Origin of the sequence: Pseudoalteromonas prydzensis, assembly GCF_011050055.1 — a bacterium.
Classification (GTDB): Bacteria; Pseudomonadota; Gammaproteobacteria; order Enterobacterales; family Alteromonadaceae; genus Pseudoalteromonas; species Pseudoalteromonas prydzensis_A.
Genome location: NZ_DRGM01000155.1, coordinates 1 through 17,468, shown reverse-complemented (window position 1 = coordinate 17,468; position 17,468 = coordinate 1). Strand labels below are relative to the sequence as shown.

Below are 17,468 nucleotides of genomic sequence, written 5' to 3'. Positions count from 1 at the left end.
TGATTTTTTAGTCGCTGTAATGCAGCCGCGATACTCTGTTAAACTAAACGCATTCAAATTAAAAGTGTGTTTGCTATGAAGAACGCGATTATTCCTGTTGTGTTAGCCGGTGGCATAGGTTCACGGTTATGGCCATTGTCACGCCAAGCTATGCCAAAGCAGTTTTTACCTTTACTTGGGGATGAATCGTTATTGCAGAGCACCCTAAAGCGTTGCGAAGATGAGTGTTTTTCTGATGCTATTTTGGTGTGTAACGAGCAACATCGCTTTATTGCCAGTAGCCAATGTCAGCAGATAAATGTGCAACCACAGGCGTTACTATTAGAGCCTGAGGGGAAAAATACTGCACCGGCAATCGCACTGGCCGCGCAATATGTATTACAGCAAGGGCTTGATACGCCTTTATTGGTGATGCCAGCGGATCATCATATTGATAATTTTGAATTATTGATTGCACAGCTGCCAGATGCGATAACGTTGGCGCAGCAGGGCAAACTAATTACGTTTGCAATCGAGCCTAATACTGCTCACTGTGGCTACGGTTATATCAAAAGGGGGGCTAAAATAGCAGCCTCAAACTGTTATGACGTTGATGAGTTTAAAGAAAAACCTAGCTTACTGATGGCGCAGCAATATCTAGCCAGTGGTGGATACAGCTGGAACAGCGGCATGTTTTTATTTACCCCGAGGGCATACCTTGCTGAGTTGGCACGGTTTGCACCAAAAATAGCGAACTGCATTGCACAAGCTGCCAATTTTACAGGTGATTTAGGTTTTACTCGCGCCGATAACAATATCTTAAAAAATTGCCCCAGTAATTCTATCGATTACGCTATTTTAGAGCGTAGCGCTAATGTGGCGGTGCTGCCGTTAGCACTGAATTGGAATGACGTCGGCGGCTTTAATGCGCTATGGCAAAGTACCGATAAAGACGAGCAAGGTAATAACCCAAGCGCAGATACCGTGTTGTTAAATAGTGAAAACAACTTATTCAATAGCGAAAGCGGCCATACTATTGCCGCTTTAGGAGTCAGAGATTTAGCTATTATTCACACTCATGATGCCACCTTAGTGGCGGATAAAAATCAGCTTGAGCAACTACCAGAATTATTAAAATTATTGGCTGTTAAGCACGGCGATAAGTTGTTACATCATCAAGCTATGTATCGACCATGGGGTAGCTATCAAGTGTTAGTCGAAGGGCTTGGCTTTAAAGTCAAAAAGATTAGTGTACACCCTAGTGGCAGACTATCAACTCAACGTCATCAACATCGTGCCGAGCATTGGGTGGTGGTATCTGGTGTGGCTGATATTAGTATTGCTGGACATATTCAGACGTTAACCGCAGATCAGTCATGTTATATAGCGCCAGGTCAGATCCACAGTTTAGCAAATACCCACAGCGAGCCGCTTATTCTCATCGAAGTGCAAACCGGCAGTATTTTAGATGAAACAGATATAGAGCGTTTTGATGATCAGTATGGTAGATAGCGGCAAGTTAACAAGGCTAAAGTAACAAGGTTAAAGTGAGATTGTACAATTAACTTAATCTGGCAGAAATGATTTTTAGGTTTAGCTCAAATCTGGCTGTCCATATGTGCCATGAGCTGACCTTCAACCGTAACTCGTTTCTGCCCCAAGACGTGTTTTGGCGAATGCCTCAAAAGAGCGAGTTACAGCCGCCCATACTTACCATTCCTAGCAAATGCTATCTCCAAAAAGCTGACGCTCAGGAAAAATATCCTAAGGCAAGAGCTGGCAGTCGACTTATTGGAGTTGTTTACTCAAGAGGCTTGGACTGTTCGAATATCGGCACCATTTTGCAGTAAATGGGTGGCAAACGAGTGGCGTAATTAACTTTTTTAATCCCGCTGCTTTAACGGCTTTTTTATCTCTTTTCTGATGCTGGTGTGATGACAATGATGGCGTCTTATTTCACCGGTTTCAGGATCTGCGCTTAACAGATGTGACGGGAATAAATATTGCCAACCATGTGATTTATTGGCAGACGGGTATTTTTTTTAGCTAAAGCATGTGGCATCCATACTCCTGAATATTATTCGTTTTTTAAATCAAGTTTAAGGTATTCATCCTCTTGTAAAATTTGATTTCTAAGCAAGGGGATAAGCTCCAAAGCTAAAGTGACAATTCGGTGCCTGTTGCTTTTTCCATTCCAGATCTGAATACACTTATAATCAAAATCAATATCTTTTACTTCTGTGATACTACCACACTCAGAGTCTGGAAAAATTCTGCAAAGCCTGTTGTTGTTAGGCATTTTATGTTTTCCAGAAAATCTTGTGTTTTTGCTACTTTCCCAAAATTTTGTCTTTTAACCTATTACTTTTCCTGATTTTTAATGCTCGGAATAGCATTGAATACTGAACTAACTAAGCAATACATCTGAGGTTATTCAATCATTTGTCACAAATACCATTATCTTGCTTGAAATATTGTGCTAGTGTTCCCATATAGCAGTAAATGGCATGCTGGTTAATTGAACAATTTAGATGTTGAGATGGTAGCGTTCGGAGCTCAAGTCGACGAAATGATGTGAGCATAAAATATCCAAGAGAGATAATCATGGAAAACGATTTGATGCTGGCATCGCGCCACATTCTACTTGCTGGTAGCGTATCAAACACTACTGAAAATGAGCTTATTGATCGAGCTCATACATTTGTTAAGGAGTTTGTTGGCGAAGTGATAAATGCTGGCGGCGGTTTTGTGATTTATGTGGCTGCTGAACCTGTCAATGCCGATAACAAACCACTTTTGTTTGATTGGACGGTGGCTGAAGCTATTGACAAGCTGCTCCCTGGCGAGAGTTCTCTGGTTCGCTTAAAGATTGTAGCTTCACGTGAGCGTCTCCAGTCCAAGGCTAATCCTGAGCAACGTAGGCTTTTATACGGGATGATTGCGCGTGGTGTCGCCGAGCTCGTACCTCTTGAAGACGAAGTGCTGACTGGTGGCAATGTTGGCGATGAGCAAATTGAGCACGCCACTGCAATGGTGGCCTTAGGTGGAGGGAAGGGAGTTTTGGACCGCGCTCAAAAAATGGTCAAAAGGTCATTGCCTGTACTTCCACTTGATATGCAACTAGGTGCAAATAGTGAAGACGGAGCTGGAGCACTAGGTGTTCTGAAACGTTTTCAATCTAATCCACTTACTTATATGCCGAATAGCGGTAATAAAGTCGTTAAAGTTTTACCTTCTCTGTCTTTGCAAGAGCCCGTGCTTTCGTTGCAAGAAATAAGTAAACGTATAGTCAAAGTCTTTTATGAGGAAGAAAAGGCTAGGATCGAGGCTTTACCCCCTGATGTACTTGTGCTCACCGCTTTAGACGTGGAGTTGGCTGCTGCTAAGCAAGCATTCGGTATCGCGGAAGATGCCGAGCACGTTACAACAAAGAACGGTTTGCATGTATGGAAGGCTCCCGTCTCCAAACGTGGCGGTAAGACGGCCAGCTGTGTGGTGGCATGCTTTGCGGGTGCAGGTAATGTAGACGCGGCTTCTGTGACCACTATGCTTTTGGGAGAACTGGAACCAGCTAACGTGATGATGATGGGTATAGCGGCTGGTCTTCGAGATAAATGTGCACTGGGAGAGGTCATCCTCGCAGAGCGAGTCGTCGCCTATGAAGGTGCCGCTCTTATTGAGGGAGGTAAGTCTGAAGTTAGACCAGAAGTAACCAGGTTGAACATGCGGGTTCGTCAAGATGTCAGCGCCTATCTTTCTAACCGAGCGACTCTCGAATCTCGCCTCACGGATAGTTACAAGATGCTGGGTATTGAATTCCCAGACCACGTCGACGCAGGCCCTGTTGCTCAGGGTGTGATACCGAAGACTGCTACTGTTGCTAGTGGAGAAAAACTTCTTCGCGACCCAGACAAGTTTCTTGGTATGCGTGAGCTTCATGGCAAAATTGAGATTGCTGAAATGGAAGGCGCGGGTCTTTTTGCCGCATGTGAAAATTTCGGCAAGCCTGTACTAATGGTGCGTGGCATTAGTGATTTCGGTGATTCGAAGAAAGACAACAGGTTCCATCTTTTGGCTGCGAAAGCTGCCGCCGGAGTAACTGTCGACTATATAGCTAACGGTATGACGTTGCAAAACTAAACGCCATGCCATTCATGAGACTAATTTACAAAAAGATTAGAAAACAATGCCACTGACAAACACTAACCTCATTTATTACGACAGCAATGTGCTAAGGCTATCGGCAGAAAAGCGAACTGAGTATCACGCTCAGGTCGACCGACTCATTGAGGAACTACGTAAACACGTTACCCAAAAGTCCGATCTCAAGATTACTAAAGTGGTCAAAGCAGGCTCATTCGCTAAATACACAATTTTGCAAAAGACGACAGACGATCCCATCGACGTGGATGTTGTCTTCTACATCAGCGGTCAAGATGTAACTAAGTCCACATTGGCTGGACTGACAGAGCTTATTCACTCATTATTGATAGCTATTTATCCCACTAAGTCCGTTGAAGATTTTGAAATCCAACGCCGAGCAGCTACGGTAACATTTGTTAAAAGTGGATTAAGCGTGGATGTTGTGCCTGTTATTCAGGACAACTCCAATTCCGATCACGGTTGGCAATACGACCTGACTACGGGAGAGCGCAATCTTACCTGCGCCCCATGTCAGATAAAATTTGTCAAAGACCGTAAAGATACTGACAAACACTATCGGACTCTTGTACGGATGGCTAAGCGTTGGAAGAATTTTGCTAAGCCCCCAGGCCTAAAATCATTCCATATTGAGCTCATCCTTGCTTATCTGGTTGACAAGAATGGCAAGACTGAGAATATCGAACAGCGCTTTCGGGATTTCTTACTTTTCATCGCGAATACAGAGTTAAAGGAACGCATCGATTTTCCAGAGAATGCGTTCAAATCCCAAAAGAGCTTTACAGATCCTGTGGTTATAATCGACCCGGCCAACCACGAGAACAATGTCGCCTCGCGTATTATGGAAGAGGAGCGAAAGGAAATTGTGCAAATGGCGGATGCTGCATGGGAAACCGCAAATTACGCCTCACTTCAGGAAAATGAAGAAGCCTGGAAGGAAATTTTCGGCCCACGATTCAAAATTAAGGACTAAACATGAGCTCTTCATATTCAAGTACCTACTCATCTTCTTATACCGAGGCGGACGTAGAACAAGTTGTGTTGAACGTAAAGGCTGACCTGATCATGATTGCCGACAGTTCTAAGGCAATGAATAGGGATGAAGCAGAGAAGTATGCACATGATATTGAATTAGCAGCTAAGAACGGCTACCTCAATAAAGTCGATGTGACACTTTTAAACGCGTTTGGTAGCGAAGTCAAAGCCACCACCTACTCTTTCACAGATGGAGATGATGCCACTGACACCTCCCGGCCGGGAGGTGTCCGTTGGCCCGAGACTCCATCCGGCCAAATTCGTGTTGTTCTCCATCCTAAAGCAGCTTGGGATAATGAGCCCGAAAAGGCTTCCAAGTTGCCTTGGAAAATGAATTGGGGGCCAACTAACGTGGACATAAGTCATAGTGGGCTTACACCTTCTGGAAACCGCGGCTATAGCAGCAACGGTTTCGGTGCAAATAGGAATGATTTTTCATGACAAGATCGACAGCTTTTGAAGCACAGTTCGTGCTGCCAGACACCAATCTCACTTATCAAGCTGAGCGTCTCTTGGGGTTCGAGCCTAGATATTTACGAATCAAGAAGCAGTTGCAGCTCATGATTCAATCGGATGAGCTTGAGAAATGGAGCAAGACTCACCATGGTAAAAGGCTCGATGTAGTGGGGCTACTCAACGAGCAGTATCCTTTAGCAATCTTCCATGGTGATGTTGGTACGGGAAAAACTGCCAATGCTGAAGCCATCGCTAATCGTCTTGCTCGCGATGCAAAAATTGAAGATGCAATTCTCTTCAAACTGAGCAATAAAGTTCGTGGTACAGGTAAGGTTGGTGAGATGGGGTCGCTTATTGCAGATGCCTTTAGCGAAATCCAACGGTCCATTGGTACAGGAAAAGGTCGCGCATTCCTAATCATCGATGAAGGCGATTCGTTGGGAGCATCTCGTAGTCAGGAGCATAGCCATCACGAAGATAAGGTGGGGGTTAATACCTTGATTCAGGCCATTGATAACCTGCGCAAACATGAAGGTCGCATTTTCACTATTTTGTGTACTAATCGCTTGGGAGTTCTTGACGCAGCAGTGGTCAGGCGTGCTTCGATTGTAGAAGAGTTTCAACGCCCTAACGACCTAGAGCGTAAACAATTGTTTGAGAAAGATCTCGCCGATTTGGCTTTCAACCCTGCTGATATTGCTAAGCTTGTTGAGGCGACAGCGGCGAAAGGAACAAACCCTACATGGACGTACTCCGATATTCGTACACGCCTCTATCCAGCAGCAGTTTCTATGGCTTTTCCTGATTCACCTTTGACTGCGCAGCATTTTCACCAAGCAGCAAATAACTTGAAGCCATCACCAATCATGCATGGGTAAATAGTGACTCATACGGGAGTTGAATAATGAGTAAAAAAGATGAAATATTTATCTCGGTTGATGTCGAAACTGCCGGCCCCGTCGTAAGTGAACACAGCATGCTCTCTATAGGAGCTTGCTTGGTGTTTCAACCAGAGGTCTCTTTTTCTACGATGTTAAAACCTATTAGTGAGAAATCAATCGAAGAAGCACTAGCGGTTACAGGTTTGACATTAGAGAAGGCTGAAAGAGACGGACTTACTCCAACTGAGGCCATGAGGCAGTTTGCTGATTGGATCGTTCATAACACACCCGAAAATAGCACCCCTGTGTTTGTGGGCTTGAATGCCCCGTTTGATTGGGGGTTTGTCAATTACTACTTCTTGAAATACTTTGGGAGCAATCCATTCGGATTTTCAGCACTAGACATCAAAGCTCTCTTCATGGGGGCCACAGGATGTACATGGCATGATACCAAATCCAGTTCTATTGATAAGGTTGTAAATCCACGTCAAAAAGGGAACCACGATGCTCTTGACGATGCGAGATATCAAGCGGAACTATTCCGGTTAATTTACAGATTGTGCCAGAATTAGCAGAAGAACTAAGTTTATATAGTTATTCTGATGAGGTGAGTTTACTAAGAAACTCTGTCTATCAGATGATGCTACACAGGCAATGAAGAGTGCTTCTTAAATGTTCTCTATAGCGTTGAAATTAAACATTCTGATAATCTTTGCAGGCTAATCTTGCTGGTAAAAATGCTCTTTCTAAGACAATATAAATACAAATAAAGGAAGACGAAATGTCTGAAGATGAAAAATCTCTAGCAGAAAAATATGCTATAGAACAGGTAAACCATTACAAAGAAAAAGCAAATCATAACAAGTTTGAAAGTATTTGGTGTTTCAAAAGTGCAATGGTGTGCTCGCTCTTATGCCCTTTATTTGTAAGCCTTGGAGAAGGGATTTGGTTGTCAAAAGTTATACCATCTTTATTGTCTGCGTTTGCAGCTTTTTCCACAGCATGGCTTCAATTAAGAAAACCTCACGCACTTTGGGCAGTATATCGAACTGCACAACGCAAAATTGAGACTTCCTTAGCTCATTATCAATTTAGGGTGGGAAAATATTCTGGCATGTCGGATTCTATAAAGGAAGCAGATAAATTGCTTATTTCTGAAGTTACCAACTTTGCATCTGAAGCTCACAATACTTGGGCAAAGAATGTACCAGATGCATCAAGTCTCAATAAAATGGTCCTTACTGGTAAAGAGTAAGTTATTTTGAGCTCGGCAATTCTATTCACAACCTGAAACCGTAGCTTGAGCCGTCTGGCAGGTCAACATGAAAGCGGATTTTTCCTCCACTTGATTCAGCAGTTTGTTTCAACTGCTGTAGGCTATCGATAGTACAGCTATCAATTTGGTAACTTGCAAATGTCTGCTTATGAGCCGGCTGCCGGTTTTTAAAATTTTAAAGTCAACTTCCGCAAATGGCACAGAGCCGCTGGTCAGCTCTAACTCATTTATGTCCAAAAATGAGTTAGATTGACCATCTGCTTTTCGCTCATAACCGTCTCTCTGATAAGGTGTGAACCAATTCGTCAAAACTGTAAGACCCTATATGAGCTGCTAAAACTAAAGAGCATGGAATAATTTTGTCTTTTAAACTTTAACCTTGCTACTTTTTCCTTGAAACTTCACTCTCGCTAACTCGCCAACTCGCCAACTCGCCAACTCGCTAATTCATCTGCTCTCTTACATACTTTAAATACTGCTCAAGGCTATTTTGCCACAGTACCAATGCTGCGGTGAGTGACTCTTTAAGTGGTTTGTTATCGAGCAAGCGTCGCTCGATTTTTTTTAGTTCGCTACCGTAGCGGTTAAAGCCAAGCTGCAAAGCGGTACTGGCTTGACGATGTAGTAGCTTTATACATTGTTCTTTATCTTCGTCTAGCAATTGCTGAGCACGGATCAGTTTATTGCGAGCGGATAATACAAACTCGTTATAAATAGAAGACACTTCATCTTCACTAAAAGAGCTTTTTAATGTGTCTGCTGCGGTATCATCATACAAAACATCACTGAGTTCTACGGCAATGCTGGGAGCTTGACTGTTTTGCGAGTCACTTAACGCTTGGCGTAACTTTTGTTGTTTAATCGGCTTGCCAACAATGTCTTTTATGCCAAGTGTAAAATATTCCTTTATTTCGTCAGGACTTAAACTAGCAGTAAATGCCAGCACCGGCGTACGCTGGTTTTTATGTTCGATCCCTTTAAGGGTTTTCAGCACCTCTTGGCCGGTTAGATCTGGCAGATTCATGTCCAATAGCACCACATCAAAGTGATAAGTTTGCATCAGCTCAATGGCACTTTTACCATCGCGGGCGAGTTTGATTTTATGTTCATCATCAGCCATAAACTCGATGGCTATTTTTTGATTTAAATCTAAATCTTCAACCAGTAACACATCTAAGCCGGTTAAGTAGTCTTTTGATTGATGGCGTTGCTCAACTAAGCTTAATTCACCAAGCGCCAAGGTGATATCAAAGCTAAACGAACTACCTTTATCGAGCTCACTGATGATATCGAGTTGTGAGCCGAGTTTAGCCAGTAGGCGGCTGGTGATAGCAAGGCCAAGGCCTGTTCCGCCTTTTTCTTTCCCTGCACTGCTTTGTACGTAAGGCTCTGTGAGATACTCTATTTCGTCATCTTCAATACCCGGTCCTGAGTCAATTACACTAATCCGCACATGATGCTCAAGTTGACGCTCTTCGAGTAGTTCAACACGGATCTTAACTTCACCTTTATCAGTGAATTTAATCGCATTACCAACGAGATTAATGATGATTTGCCGAAGTTTTTGTTGGTCACAGTAATAACAAGCTTGCTCTGGTAGGTTATAAATTAACTCAAACTTTAAGCGCTTTTGCTCGGCTAGTGGACTCAGTAGTAAACAGAGATTGTGGAGCCAGGTTTTAAATTCGACATCTTCTTCATAAAGCGCTTCGTTGTGTTGATCAAGGCTTGCGTAATCAAGCACTTTATCGACTAACAAGTTAAGAGACTCGGCTGAGTTTATAATGGCTTCGCAGTAAGGTTTGTCCCGTGGATCCGTTGATTGATTCAAGATCAATTGTGCGCTGCCTAAAATGCCATTTAGGGGAGTGCGAATTTCATGGCTGATGGTTGATAAAAATAAGCCTCTTATTTCAAGATCTTTTTGCGCTTTATTGGTTAACTGATTGAGGTTTTGCTCTCTGCGCTCATTACATAATAATGCCATGCCGGTAGTATAAAATATCGGTGCGATCACGCCATTGATCAGCAAGGTAACGCTAAACCAGTTTTCTTTTAACAGTGTGAAATTGTTCACATCTTCCATTAAAAAAGCGCGTCCGACAAAAACACTGCTAATAATGGTAAGAATCAAAATATAGACAATACTGCCGTTGGGGTAAGGCTTACGGGCAAAGCGAATAAATAAGTACAGTAGAAATAGTGCTTCGCTGATATGTTGTAAATCAGAGGCAAGTACTCGATTGCGTAAGTTTGAATCGACCACCGTAAAGTACATTAACAATGCACCGCAAAATAACGTTGCCAATACAAAAAATCGAAATTCTTTACCGCGATAACCTAAAAATTGGCTGATCGCTGATGCATGAATGATGGATGCGCTAAACCACAAGCAATTCGCTAAGATAATGGTAATGAGATTATCGATATAGCCATGCAAAGCAAAGCTCAATAATGCAGTAAAGAGCACTAACGGATAGAATATATATAACACAGTGCCAGGAGTATGTTTGTTTGCGCGCCAAGTTAAAAAATTAAGCAGTGCCATTACGGCCATCATGGCGGCGCTAGCACAATACAGAGTGAGGGAGTCGAGCATTTATATTCCAAGCTGATCGGGTAACGAGATTAGAATAATGGCAATTGCCAAGGTTAGCAAATAAGGTGTGGCATAGAAATGCAAAAACAGGTAGTAAAGTACCTGTTTTTTATAGTTAAATGAAAGTCGCTAGCTCAGCGAATTTCATCAGGAATATTTTGCTGTGCCCATGACAGTAGTTCAATACGGTTACGGCATTTTGTTTTTCTAAATGCACTGTATAAATGTGTTTTTACCGTGTGTGGACTAATGCTTAACGCTTCTGCGATCTCTTTGTTTTTCGAGCCATTACTCATCAGTGAGATAATCGCTTTCTCGCGTTTAGTGAGTTTTACTGGTTCAATATCACCGTCGGTGAGTTTGTGTAAGGCATCTTTATTAAATTGCAGCATGCGGTTTAACGCGTTACACATGATATCACGGCGATACCAGAGTTGGTCTTCAAGTAATAAGCGAATGCCTTTCATTAGTACGTCAGCGTTGTCTGTGGTGTAAAATACACCACGAATGCCGCTTAACAGCGCACGATTAGCAAGCTCTGGATTTTCATTTAGGTTGAATAATACGATATCGCATTTTACACGCAGGTTTACCAGTTGCTCTTTTAGTTTCCCCCAAGCGTCTTGGCTTGATGTTTCAATAAACAATAAGCGCGTTCCCTCAGGCACGTCTAATATGTTTGTTCCGGTAGTAACATTGAGCCCTTGGGTTTTTAATAAAGGCTCTAATACATTAATACCAATTGTATTAATTGGCTCTAGATCTAGTAACAAAAAGGCTGAACTACTCATACTTATATACTCTTGAATAAAGTTGACTAATCAATCCTAACATGCAATCCGCCCCTTTCGTATTAGAAATTTCCTATCTTGGGGTAGGATAAACATAGTTTTATAACGTTTTGTACATTAGTCATTAAAAAATACATTTTAAAAACTTTTCAAGCTTTTGATATTTATAAAAAATAACATCAAAAGCCAGAGGGGTGTGCTTTTCACAAATATTTACACTGTAATTTTATAAATCAGCCTTTCTTCTTATCTTGATAAGGTGGCCATCCCATTATTTTACCAGCTAACATGTGTAAATGAATGTGGTAAACAGTTTGACCGCCATGTTCATTACAATTCATTACAACTCTAAAACCATCGTCTGCAAAGCCCTGTTGTTTGGCAATTTTGGCAGCTACTACATAAAGATGACCGACAATAGGTGCATCTTGTTCGGTAATGTCATTAATGGTCGCAATCTCTTTTTTTGGGATAATCAGGATATGAAAAGGAGCTTGTGGGTTGATGTCTCTAAAGGCCAAACTCAGCTCATCTTCGTAGACGATGTCAGCTGGAATTTCGCGATTGATAATTTTAGTAAAAATAGTTTCTTGGCTCACGTTAAAATCAGTCCCATTGTAATCTAATAAATATCACTAATGACAAACTTTGCTTGCAGTGTCAAACTGAAATCAAACCACAAGGAGTTATTATGCGTAAAAATTTATTATTGAGCAGTATTGTTGCATTGTTTTTCAGTGTTCCCAGTATTGCTGAAACCGTTAATTTCCCTGAAGAAATCGTGCCGTTACAAGTGGGCGATAAAAAAATAGAACATTCATTTTTCAATCGGGTTGATGAAGTTGAGCTTACTCCCGGTGTTTATCAGTTCAAACTTAAGTACACAGATCTCTATGAGCAAGGCTACGATGAGCATCAAGTTATTGACTCAGAACCATTTTGGGTAACGATGACCATTGCTGCCAATACGGATTACGATGTGGTGTTTAATCGTGCTGATAATGCGGTGGCGGCGAAAGTGTTTGCCGAGGCCCCACAAGTGAGTTTGCAAGTGAAGGGAGAGTCATTAGGTATACCTTTAGCGATTATACCTGAACCAAATCTAAGCAGCGGTGCTGTATCTCCAGTTGCGACAGCAGCACCTGCAGCGAGCACTACCGCCATTGCTTCGGCGACGACAGCGCAAGCTCCAGTCTCTGGTCCTGCGCCAAACGCTGCAGCTATGCTCGATTTTTGGTGGCAACAAGCCAGTGTCCAAGAGCAGCAAGCTTTCATTGATAAAGTCACGAAAAGTAAATAAACAAGGTTATTTAAATAGCAAAAAGGGCGATTGATTCGCCCTTTCTTGTGTGCTAGTTCAGCTTACTTAGCAAATAAGTCGTCAATAGTACCTTGTGCTAGTGGGTGATAGCCAGGGCGAGCTTTAAGGTAAACATCGTGAGCCCACTCACGCTTACCGTTTTTGATCAATGCTTTGTATAACGGCACAATCAATTTACGACGACCAATACCAGATAAGTGCTTATCAAGAGATGGATAAATTGGTTGATAGCCATTGCCTACCGCAAGCATATACCATGCAAATGCACGCTCAGCATTGGTGGATTGAGTTAAGTTAAACTCTGCATCTAATGCTGCCATTTTTTCTAGGCTTAAATCGCGTGGTAAGTTATTTAAAAAGTGTAGCCACTCATGCACTGTCCAATTAGTCGTAGGAAGTTGCGCGGCAGTTGTTTCACCTTTTAACCATGCTTGAGTTGCGCTATCTACTTTATCAAACGCATCAGAGGTTGGATTTGGTGCATCATTTGGTAAACCAGGCTGGAAAATCCACTCATTTACTTTGTCCATGCTCACCACGCCTGGGTATTTTTCAATTAAGTTGGCTTTTAAATAAGTCACAAATTCGGCAGTGGTTAATGACTTGAAAGCAAATTCATTAAAGTAAGTTTTAACAAAGTCATCAAATTTTTCACGGCCGTATTGGTTTTCTAAATAGACTAAAAATAGCTGGCCTTTAGTATAAGGCACTGAGCTGAAAGCATCGTCTGGATCGCGGCCATTAAGTTTTAAGTTAAGACGCGTATCAGGTGCATCAATGGTTTTTAGTTGCGCACGTAAACCCGCTGCATCAAGTGCTTGTTCCATAACCGCACGGTCACGACCAAATACTTCTTCCATAATGCGGTTTTCAACGTATGAGGTAAAACCTTCGTTTAGCCATAAGTCTTCCCAGGTTGCATTGGTTACTAAGTTACCAGACCAAGAATGTGCAAGTTCGTGAGCAATTAGGTTTACTAAGCTTTTATCACCAGCAACCACCGTTGGTGTGATAAATGAAAGGCGTGGGTTTTCCATACCACCAAATGGGAAGCTTGGCGGTAGCATGAGTAAATCGTAACGACCCCATGCGTACTCGCCATACATGGCATTGGTTTTATCGATCATCGCTTGGGTGTCGTTAAATTCGGCAACCGACGCAGCTAAAATAGTTGGCTCCGCAAAAATACCGGTTTGCTTAGACATGGCTTTAAATTCTAAGTTACCCGCACCAATAGCAATTAAGTACGGCGAGATAGCTTGTGGCATATCAAACATGTAATCGCCGTCTTTATACAAAGCATCTTTGTTATCAGCACTCATTACAGCACGTATATCTTTAGGTGTGTGGATACGGGCTGAGTAAGTTACCCGCATCGCTGGTGTATCTTGTACTGGGATCCAACTACGAGCATGAATTGCTTGTGATTGGCTGTACATAAATGGGTGGCTTTTGCTGGCTGTTTGCTCTGGAGTTAACCATTGTAAGCCAGATGCTTCAGGGCGGCTGTTATAATAAATACGTACTTTAGGCGCTTGGCTTTTAAACGTAATGGTAAGTTTAGAGCCTTTAACATCATCGCGCTTAGCAAGAGTGAAGTTAGCTTTGTGCCAGCTGCCATTTTGACCTTGGTACATTACTTTATCGATATCTAGATCACGAGTATCAAGCACTAAGGTTTTGCTAGTGGTGTTTTGCCATGCTAGCGTGTGTTCAACAAAGCCCTCTAATTGTTTATCGGCAAAGTCGACATCTAAATCAAGGTTTAAATGCGTAGTGATGACGTCATCAAGATTGGCATAGGAGTTTTGATCAATGGCACTGGCCATTGCTTGAGAGCACATTCCAGCCAAAGCGAGGCTTAAAAAGAGAGGTTTGATTTTCATAAATACCCTGAACACGAATAAAAAGTGCAGGTTTTATATCATGATTGTGATTCTTGTTTGAGCATTTTTTACAATCTAGTGCAACATTTGCGACTAAGAGTTACACTAGTGCGATTAGTGACAATTAACCTTTGAGGCGCTTTGTGGCTCAGTCCCTACAATCTTTTCATACCTTTTCTTTACAGAGTCAGTGCTCGCAACTCATCGAAATTACTGACTTAGCGCAATTGCAGCAACTAGCGTTTGCTAGCCCTTTTTGTATTTTAGGCGCAGGCAGTAACACCGTTTTTTTAAGTACTTATCAAGGTACTGTGATCAAAATGGCGACTCGCGGTGTGAATACCAGCGAACGTAAAGATGACTATTTACTAGAGGTTGCTGCCGGTGAAAATTGGCACCAACTTGTTAGTGATAGTTTAGCGCAAGCTATACCAGGGCTGGAAAACTTAGCGTTGATCCCAGGAACCGTAGGTGCAGCCCCAGTGCAAAATATTGGAGCGTATGGTGTTGAACTGGCGAAATTTATTGAATATGTAGAATATTTTGATATTGCCAGTAAGCAAATAAAACGCTTAAACAAACTCCAGTGTCAGTTTGGCTATCGTGATTCTATTTTTAAGCAGCAACTAAAAAATAAAGCGGTGATCACCACAGTGGCATTAGCATTACCAAAACAATGGCAGCCGGAGCTAAGTTACGGGCCCTTACAGCAGCTTGAATCGGTAACTCCGCAAACTGTTTTTGAGCAAGTAATTAAAACTCGTAACAGTAAACTGCCTGATCCTTATGTGTTGGCTAATGCCGGCAGCTTTTTTAAAAACCCAATAATAGCGAATCAGCAATTACAGACCTTGTTACAAGCGCATCCGCAATTACCGCATTATGTTTATGATGATCAACATCACAAAGTGGCGGCAGGTTGGTTGATTGAGCAGGCGGGGCTAAAAGGGCATCGTATTGCTGGCATCGAAGTGCATCAGCAACAAGCGCTGGTGCTGGTGAACCATGGTGATAGCAATGGCGACGATCTTATTGCCATGATCACACATATTCAACAACAAATTTGGCAGCGTTATCAAATAGAGTTACATCATGAAGTGCGGTTAATGGCAGCCTTTGATGAGTGCCATATTAGCTTAGAGGGCAGATTATGAAAGCACCGGATGGCAATAAACTGGCTATTTTAAATGCGCTTAATCAAGGTGGCTTTATCTCTGGGCAATTGCTGGGTGAGCAATTGGGTATTAGCCGCGCGGCGGTGAGTAAACATATGCAAAGTTTGCAAGAGATGGGTTTAGACATTTTTAAAGTCAGCGGTAAAGGCTATAGCTTAAATAATAACGTCGGCTTATTAGAGCAAACTAAGATCCAACACTATTATCAAAGCTTAGGGGCACACACCGCGCAAGTGGAGGTTCAGCCAATTATAGATTCGACTAACAGTGAGTTAATGCGCCGTATTGCAGCTAAACAAGCACTGGAGTCGGGAACTGTGGTTGTTGCTGAAATGCAGCAGGCAGGACGGGGGCGCCGTGGTCGCGTGTGGCAATCCCCCTTTGGCGCTAACTTATATTATAGTTACTACTGGCGCTTAGATGATGGCTTGCAAGCGGCGATGGGAATGTCGATTGCAGTGGGGTTAGCGGTCTACGATACCTTAAACGCACTGTATAAGCTGGAGATCCAACTTAAGTGGCCGAATGATATTTATCTTAATAATGAAAAGCTCGCCGGCGTGTTAGTGGAATTAGATGGTCAGCCACAAGGACCGTGTCAGTTAGTTATCGGGATTGGCATTAATTTACAAATGCCCGAAAGCTTTAGTCAGCAAATCGACCAAGCGTGGACCGATTTAAGTCAGCATAGTCAGCAGATTGATAAAAATCAGCTGGTGGCCTATTTAACCTATCACCTTGAACAGCGGTTAGCGCAGTACAGTCAAACTGGCTTAAATGATATGTATCAACAATGGAATAGTTTAAACGTATTCGCTGGGCAATGCGTTGAACTTAACACTGGGCATCGCAGTTGGGGTGGTATTTGTGAAGGCATTGATGCTAACGGTGGTATTCGTATTCGCCAAGACGGTGAAGTGAAAAGTTATTATGGCGGCGAAATATCATTACGTAAGGCAAGCGTATGAGGCTATTAATTGATGTAGGTAACACGGCACTAAAAGCCGCTGTATGGCAAGATGGGCAAATTAAGCCATGTGATCTTAACGCACTGCCGTGGTCGCAAATTAACGAGGTTGTTTATGCAAGTGTTGGTAACAGTGAGCAACTCAATGAGCTCTTGGCACAAGCATGCTTATTTCAGGTGCCATGTTTTGAAGCGAAAGTAACTAAACAACTAAGTAATTTAAGCTGTGCATATCAACAATTTAGTAATTTAGGTATTGATCGTTGGCTTGCTTTAATTGCCGCTTTTCAATTATGGCCGCAGCAAGATTGCATAGTGATAGATACCGGCACTGCCACAACAATTGATGTACTTACAGCGCAAGGGCAACATTTGGGCGGCTGGATATTACCCGGCCTTGATCTAATGACGCGCTCATTAACACAAAATACGCAGCGCGTTTTTGATGATGCCAACACGCCTTTTGCAAATGAGTTGGGCCTAAACACACCGAATGGTTTAAAAAATGGCGCGCTAGTGGCAACCTTAGGGGCTGTTGAGCAAGCAAAATTACATTTAACCAATAAAACCCCTCGGCTAATTTTTGCTGGTGGCTATGGTGCACTACTGAAAGCGCAATTTTTAGATGCGATTTATGATCCGCAACTAGTGATGAAGGGACTCAATTACTGGTATGAATTGAGCGAAAAGTAACAGAAATAGCTTGTTTTGCCTGATTTGTGAGCGTTCAAGCTAAAAAATTACATTTTTTTCAAATTTATTGTTGCATCACCACCAACCTTCCTCTAATATCTCGCCCCGTACTAAAGCAGTGCCGACTTAGCTCAGCTGGTAGAGCAACTGACTTGTAATCAGTAGGTCAACCGTTCGACTCGGTTAGTCGGCACCACTTTCCTTTTACCGAAAGTGCTTAGTAAAGAATTATCGTGGAGGGGTTCCCG

At 42.5% G+C, this 17,468-nt stretch carries 16 protein-coding genes and 1 tRNA gene; 12 read left to right on the top strand and 5 right to left on the bottom strand.

The features are described 5' to 3' along the window. The first annotated feature begins 75 nt into the window (after window positions 1-75). Window positions 76-1,491 carry a mannose-1-phosphate guanylyltransferase/mannose-6-phosphate isomerase gene (locus tag ENH88_RS14740; RefSeq protein ID WP_304183297.1) on the top strand — a complete coding sequence of 472 codons (1,416 nt, stop codon included), beginning with the start codon at window positions 76-78 and terminating at the stop codon, window positions 1,489-1,491. A 565-nt stretch (window positions 1,492-2,056) separates the two neighbouring features. Here the strand turns inward: ENH88_RS14740 and ENH88_RS14735 are convergent. Then, a complete protein-coding gene (locus tag ENH88_RS14735) occupies window positions 2,057-2,278 on the bottom strand; it encodes a hypothetical protein (RefSeq protein ID WP_304183296.1) in 222 nt (73 codons plus the stop codon). Window positions 2,279-2,583: 305 nt separating this feature from the next. Here ENH88_RS14735 and ENH88_RS14730 point away from each other — a divergent pair, with 305 nt between their 5' ends. The 6 genes from ENH88_RS14730 to ENH88_RS14705 all read left to right on the top strand — a co-directional run bounded on the left by ENH88_RS14730 (window position 2,584) and on the right by ENH88_RS14705 (window position 7,767). Next, the gene (locus tag ENH88_RS14730) at window positions 2,584-4,119 is read left to right on the top strand and encodes a hypothetical protein (protein WP_304183295.1); all 1,536 of its coding nucleotides are present in this window, start codon (window positions 2,584-2,586) and stop codon (window positions 4,117-4,119) included. Between the two features lie 46 nt (window positions 4,120-4,165). Next, window positions 4,166-5,113 (top strand): CBASS oligonucleotide cyclase, encoded by a 948-nt coding sequence (locus ENH88_RS14725; RefSeq protein WP_304183294.1) that lies wholly within the window; start codon window positions 4,166-4,168, stop codon window positions 5,111-5,113. 2 nt (window positions 5,114-5,115) lie between these two features. Then, entirely contained in the window at window positions 5,116-5,616 is a 501-nt protein-coding gene (locus ENH88_RS14720) for a hypothetical protein (protein ID WP_304183293.1), read from the top strand. Then, complete coding sequence (locus ENH88_RS14715; RefSeq protein ID WP_304183292.1) at window positions 5,613-6,509, top strand: AAA family ATPase; 897 nt, start codon at window positions 5,613-5,615, stop codon at window positions 6,507-6,509. Before ENH88_RS14720 ends, ENH88_RS14715 begins: the two co-directional genes overlap by 4 nt. A gap of 26 nt (window positions 6,510-6,535) precedes the next feature. Continuing rightward, window positions 6,536-7,084, top strand: a complete 549-nt coding sequence (locus ENH88_RS14710) for a 3'-5' exonuclease (protein WP_304183291.1) — start codon at window positions 6,536-6,538, stop codon at window positions 7,082-7,084. Window positions 7,085-7,293: 209 nt separating this feature from the next. After that, on the top strand, window positions 7,294-7,767 hold the full coding sequence (locus tag ENH88_RS14705; RefSeq protein WP_304183290.1) for a DUF4231 domain-containing protein: 474 nt from the start codon (window positions 7,294-7,296) through the stop codon (window positions 7,765-7,767). A gap of 463 nt (window positions 7,768-8,230) precedes the next feature. Here ENH88_RS14705 and ENH88_RS14700 read toward each other — a convergent pair whose 3' ends face one another. The 3 genes from ENH88_RS14700 to ENH88_RS14690 all read right to left on the bottom strand — a co-directional run bounded on the left by ENH88_RS14700 (window position 8,231) and on the right by ENH88_RS14690 (window position 11,777). Beyond that, entirely contained in the window at window positions 8,231-10,387 is a 2,157-nt protein-coding gene (locus tag ENH88_RS14700) for an ATP-binding protein (RefSeq protein ID WP_304183288.1), read from the bottom strand. Between the two features lie 134 nt (window positions 10,388-10,521). After that, the gene (locus ENH88_RS14695; RefSeq protein ID WP_304183286.1) at window positions 10,522-11,178 is read right to left on the bottom strand and encodes a helix-turn-helix transcriptional regulator; all 657 of its coding nucleotides are present in this window, start codon (window positions 11,176-11,178) and stop codon (window positions 10,522-10,524) included. A gap of 233 nt (window positions 11,179-11,411) precedes the next feature. Next, on the bottom strand, window positions 11,412-11,777 hold the full coding sequence (locus ENH88_RS14690) for a histidine triad nucleotide-binding protein (protein WP_304183285.1): 366 nt from the start codon (window positions 11,775-11,777) through the stop codon (window positions 11,412-11,414). Between the two features lie 92 nt (window positions 11,778-11,869). Between ENH88_RS14690 and ENH88_RS14685 the strand changes: the two genes are divergently transcribed. Further along, window positions 11,870-12,478 carry a DUF2057 domain-containing protein gene (locus ENH88_RS14685; protein ID WP_304183283.1) on the top strand — a complete coding sequence of 203 codons (609 nt, stop codon included), beginning with the start codon at window positions 11,870-11,872 and terminating at the stop codon, window positions 12,476-12,478. Between the two features lie 62 nt (window positions 12,479-12,540). On the opposite strand, the gene ENH88_RS14680 is transcribed toward ENH88_RS14685, so the two are convergent. Then, window positions 12,541-14,385, bottom strand: coding sequence for a M1 family metallopeptidase (locus tag ENH88_RS14680; protein ID WP_304183281.1), 1,845 nt, complete (start codon window positions 14,383-14,385; stop codon window positions 12,541-12,543). Window positions 14,386-14,528: 143 nt separating this feature from the next. On the opposite strand from ENH88_RS14680, the gene murB reads away from it, so the two are divergent. The 4 genes from murB (at window position 14,529) to ENH88_RS14660 (ending at window position 17,416) form a co-directional block, all read left to right on the top strand. Then, entirely contained in the window at window positions 14,529-15,539 is a 1,011-nt protein-coding gene (gene murB / locus ENH88_RS14675; protein ID WP_304183280.1) for a UDP-N-acetylmuramate dehydrogenase, read from the top strand. After that, complete coding sequence (birA, locus tag ENH88_RS14670) at window positions 15,536-16,528, top strand: bifunctional biotin--[acetyl-CoA-carboxylase] ligase/biotin operon repressor BirA (RefSeq protein ID WP_304183279.1); 993 nt, start codon at window positions 15,536-15,538, stop codon at window positions 16,526-16,528. The genes murB and birA overlap by 4 nt, the downstream gene beginning before the upstream one ends. Next, window positions 16,525-17,220 carry a type III pantothenate kinase gene (locus ENH88_RS14665; protein WP_304183277.1) on the top strand — a complete coding sequence of 232 codons (696 nt, stop codon included), beginning with the start codon at window positions 16,525-16,527 and terminating at the stop codon, window positions 17,218-17,220. Before birA ends, ENH88_RS14665 begins: the two co-directional genes overlap by 4 nt. Before the next feature lie 120 nt (window positions 17,221-17,340). Then, a tRNA-Thr gene (locus ENH88_RS14660) sits at window positions 17,341-17,416 on the top strand. Window positions 17,417-17,468 lie beyond the last annotated feature (52 nt).

Bases quoted from the DNA above. Each gene is read 5' to 3' on its own strand.
- ENH88_RS14740 (WP_304183297.1), top strand. From the start codon at position 76: ATGAAGAACGCGATTATTCCTGTTGTGTTAGCCGGTGGCATAGGTTCA.
- ENH88_RS14735 (WP_304183296.1), bottom strand. From the start codon at position 2,278: ATGCCTAACAACAACAGGCTTTGCAGAATTTTTCCAGACTCTGAGTGT.
- ENH88_RS14730 (WP_304183295.1), top strand. From the start codon at position 2,584: ATGGAAAACGATTTGATGCTGGCATCGCGCCACATTCTACTTGCTGGT.
- ENH88_RS14725 (WP_304183294.1), top strand. From the start codon at position 4,166: ATGCCACTGACAAACACTAACCTCATTTATTACGACAGCAATGTGCTA.
- ENH88_RS14720 (WP_304183293.1), top strand. From the start codon at position 5,116: ATGAGCTCTTCATATTCAAGTACCTACTCATCTTCTTATACCGAGGCG.
- ENH88_RS14715 (WP_304183292.1), top strand. From the start codon at position 5,613: ATGACAAGATCGACAGCTTTTGAAGCACAGTTCGTGCTGCCAGACACC.
- ENH88_RS14710 (WP_304183291.1), top strand. From the start codon at position 6,536: ATGAGTAAAAAAGATGAAATATTTATCTCGGTTGATGTCGAAACTGCC.
- ENH88_RS14705 (WP_304183290.1), top strand. From the start codon at position 7,294: ATGTCTGAAGATGAAAAATCTCTAGCAGAAAAATATGCTATAGAACAG.
- ENH88_RS14700 (WP_304183288.1), bottom strand. From the start codon at position 10,387: ATGCTCGACTCCCTCACTCTGTATTGTGCTAGCGCCGCCATGATGGCC.
- ENH88_RS14695 (WP_304183286.1), bottom strand. From the start codon at position 11,178: ATGAGTAGTTCAGCCTTTTTGTTACTAGATCTAGAGCCAATTAATACA.
- ENH88_RS14685 (WP_304183283.1), top strand. From the start codon at position 11,870: ATGCGTAAAAATTTATTATTGAGCAGTATTGTTGCATTGTTTTTCAGT.
- ENH88_RS14680 (WP_304183281.1), bottom strand. From the start codon at position 14,385: ATGAAAATCAAACCTCTCTTTTTAAGCCTCGCTTTGGCTGGAATGTGC.
- birA (WP_304183279.1), top strand. From the start codon at position 15,536: ATGAAAGCACCGGATGGCAATAAACTGGCTATTTTAAATGCGCTTAAT.
- ENH88_RS14665 (WP_304183277.1), top strand. From the start codon at position 16,525: ATGAGGCTATTAATTGATGTAGGTAACACGGCACTAAAAGCCGCTGTA.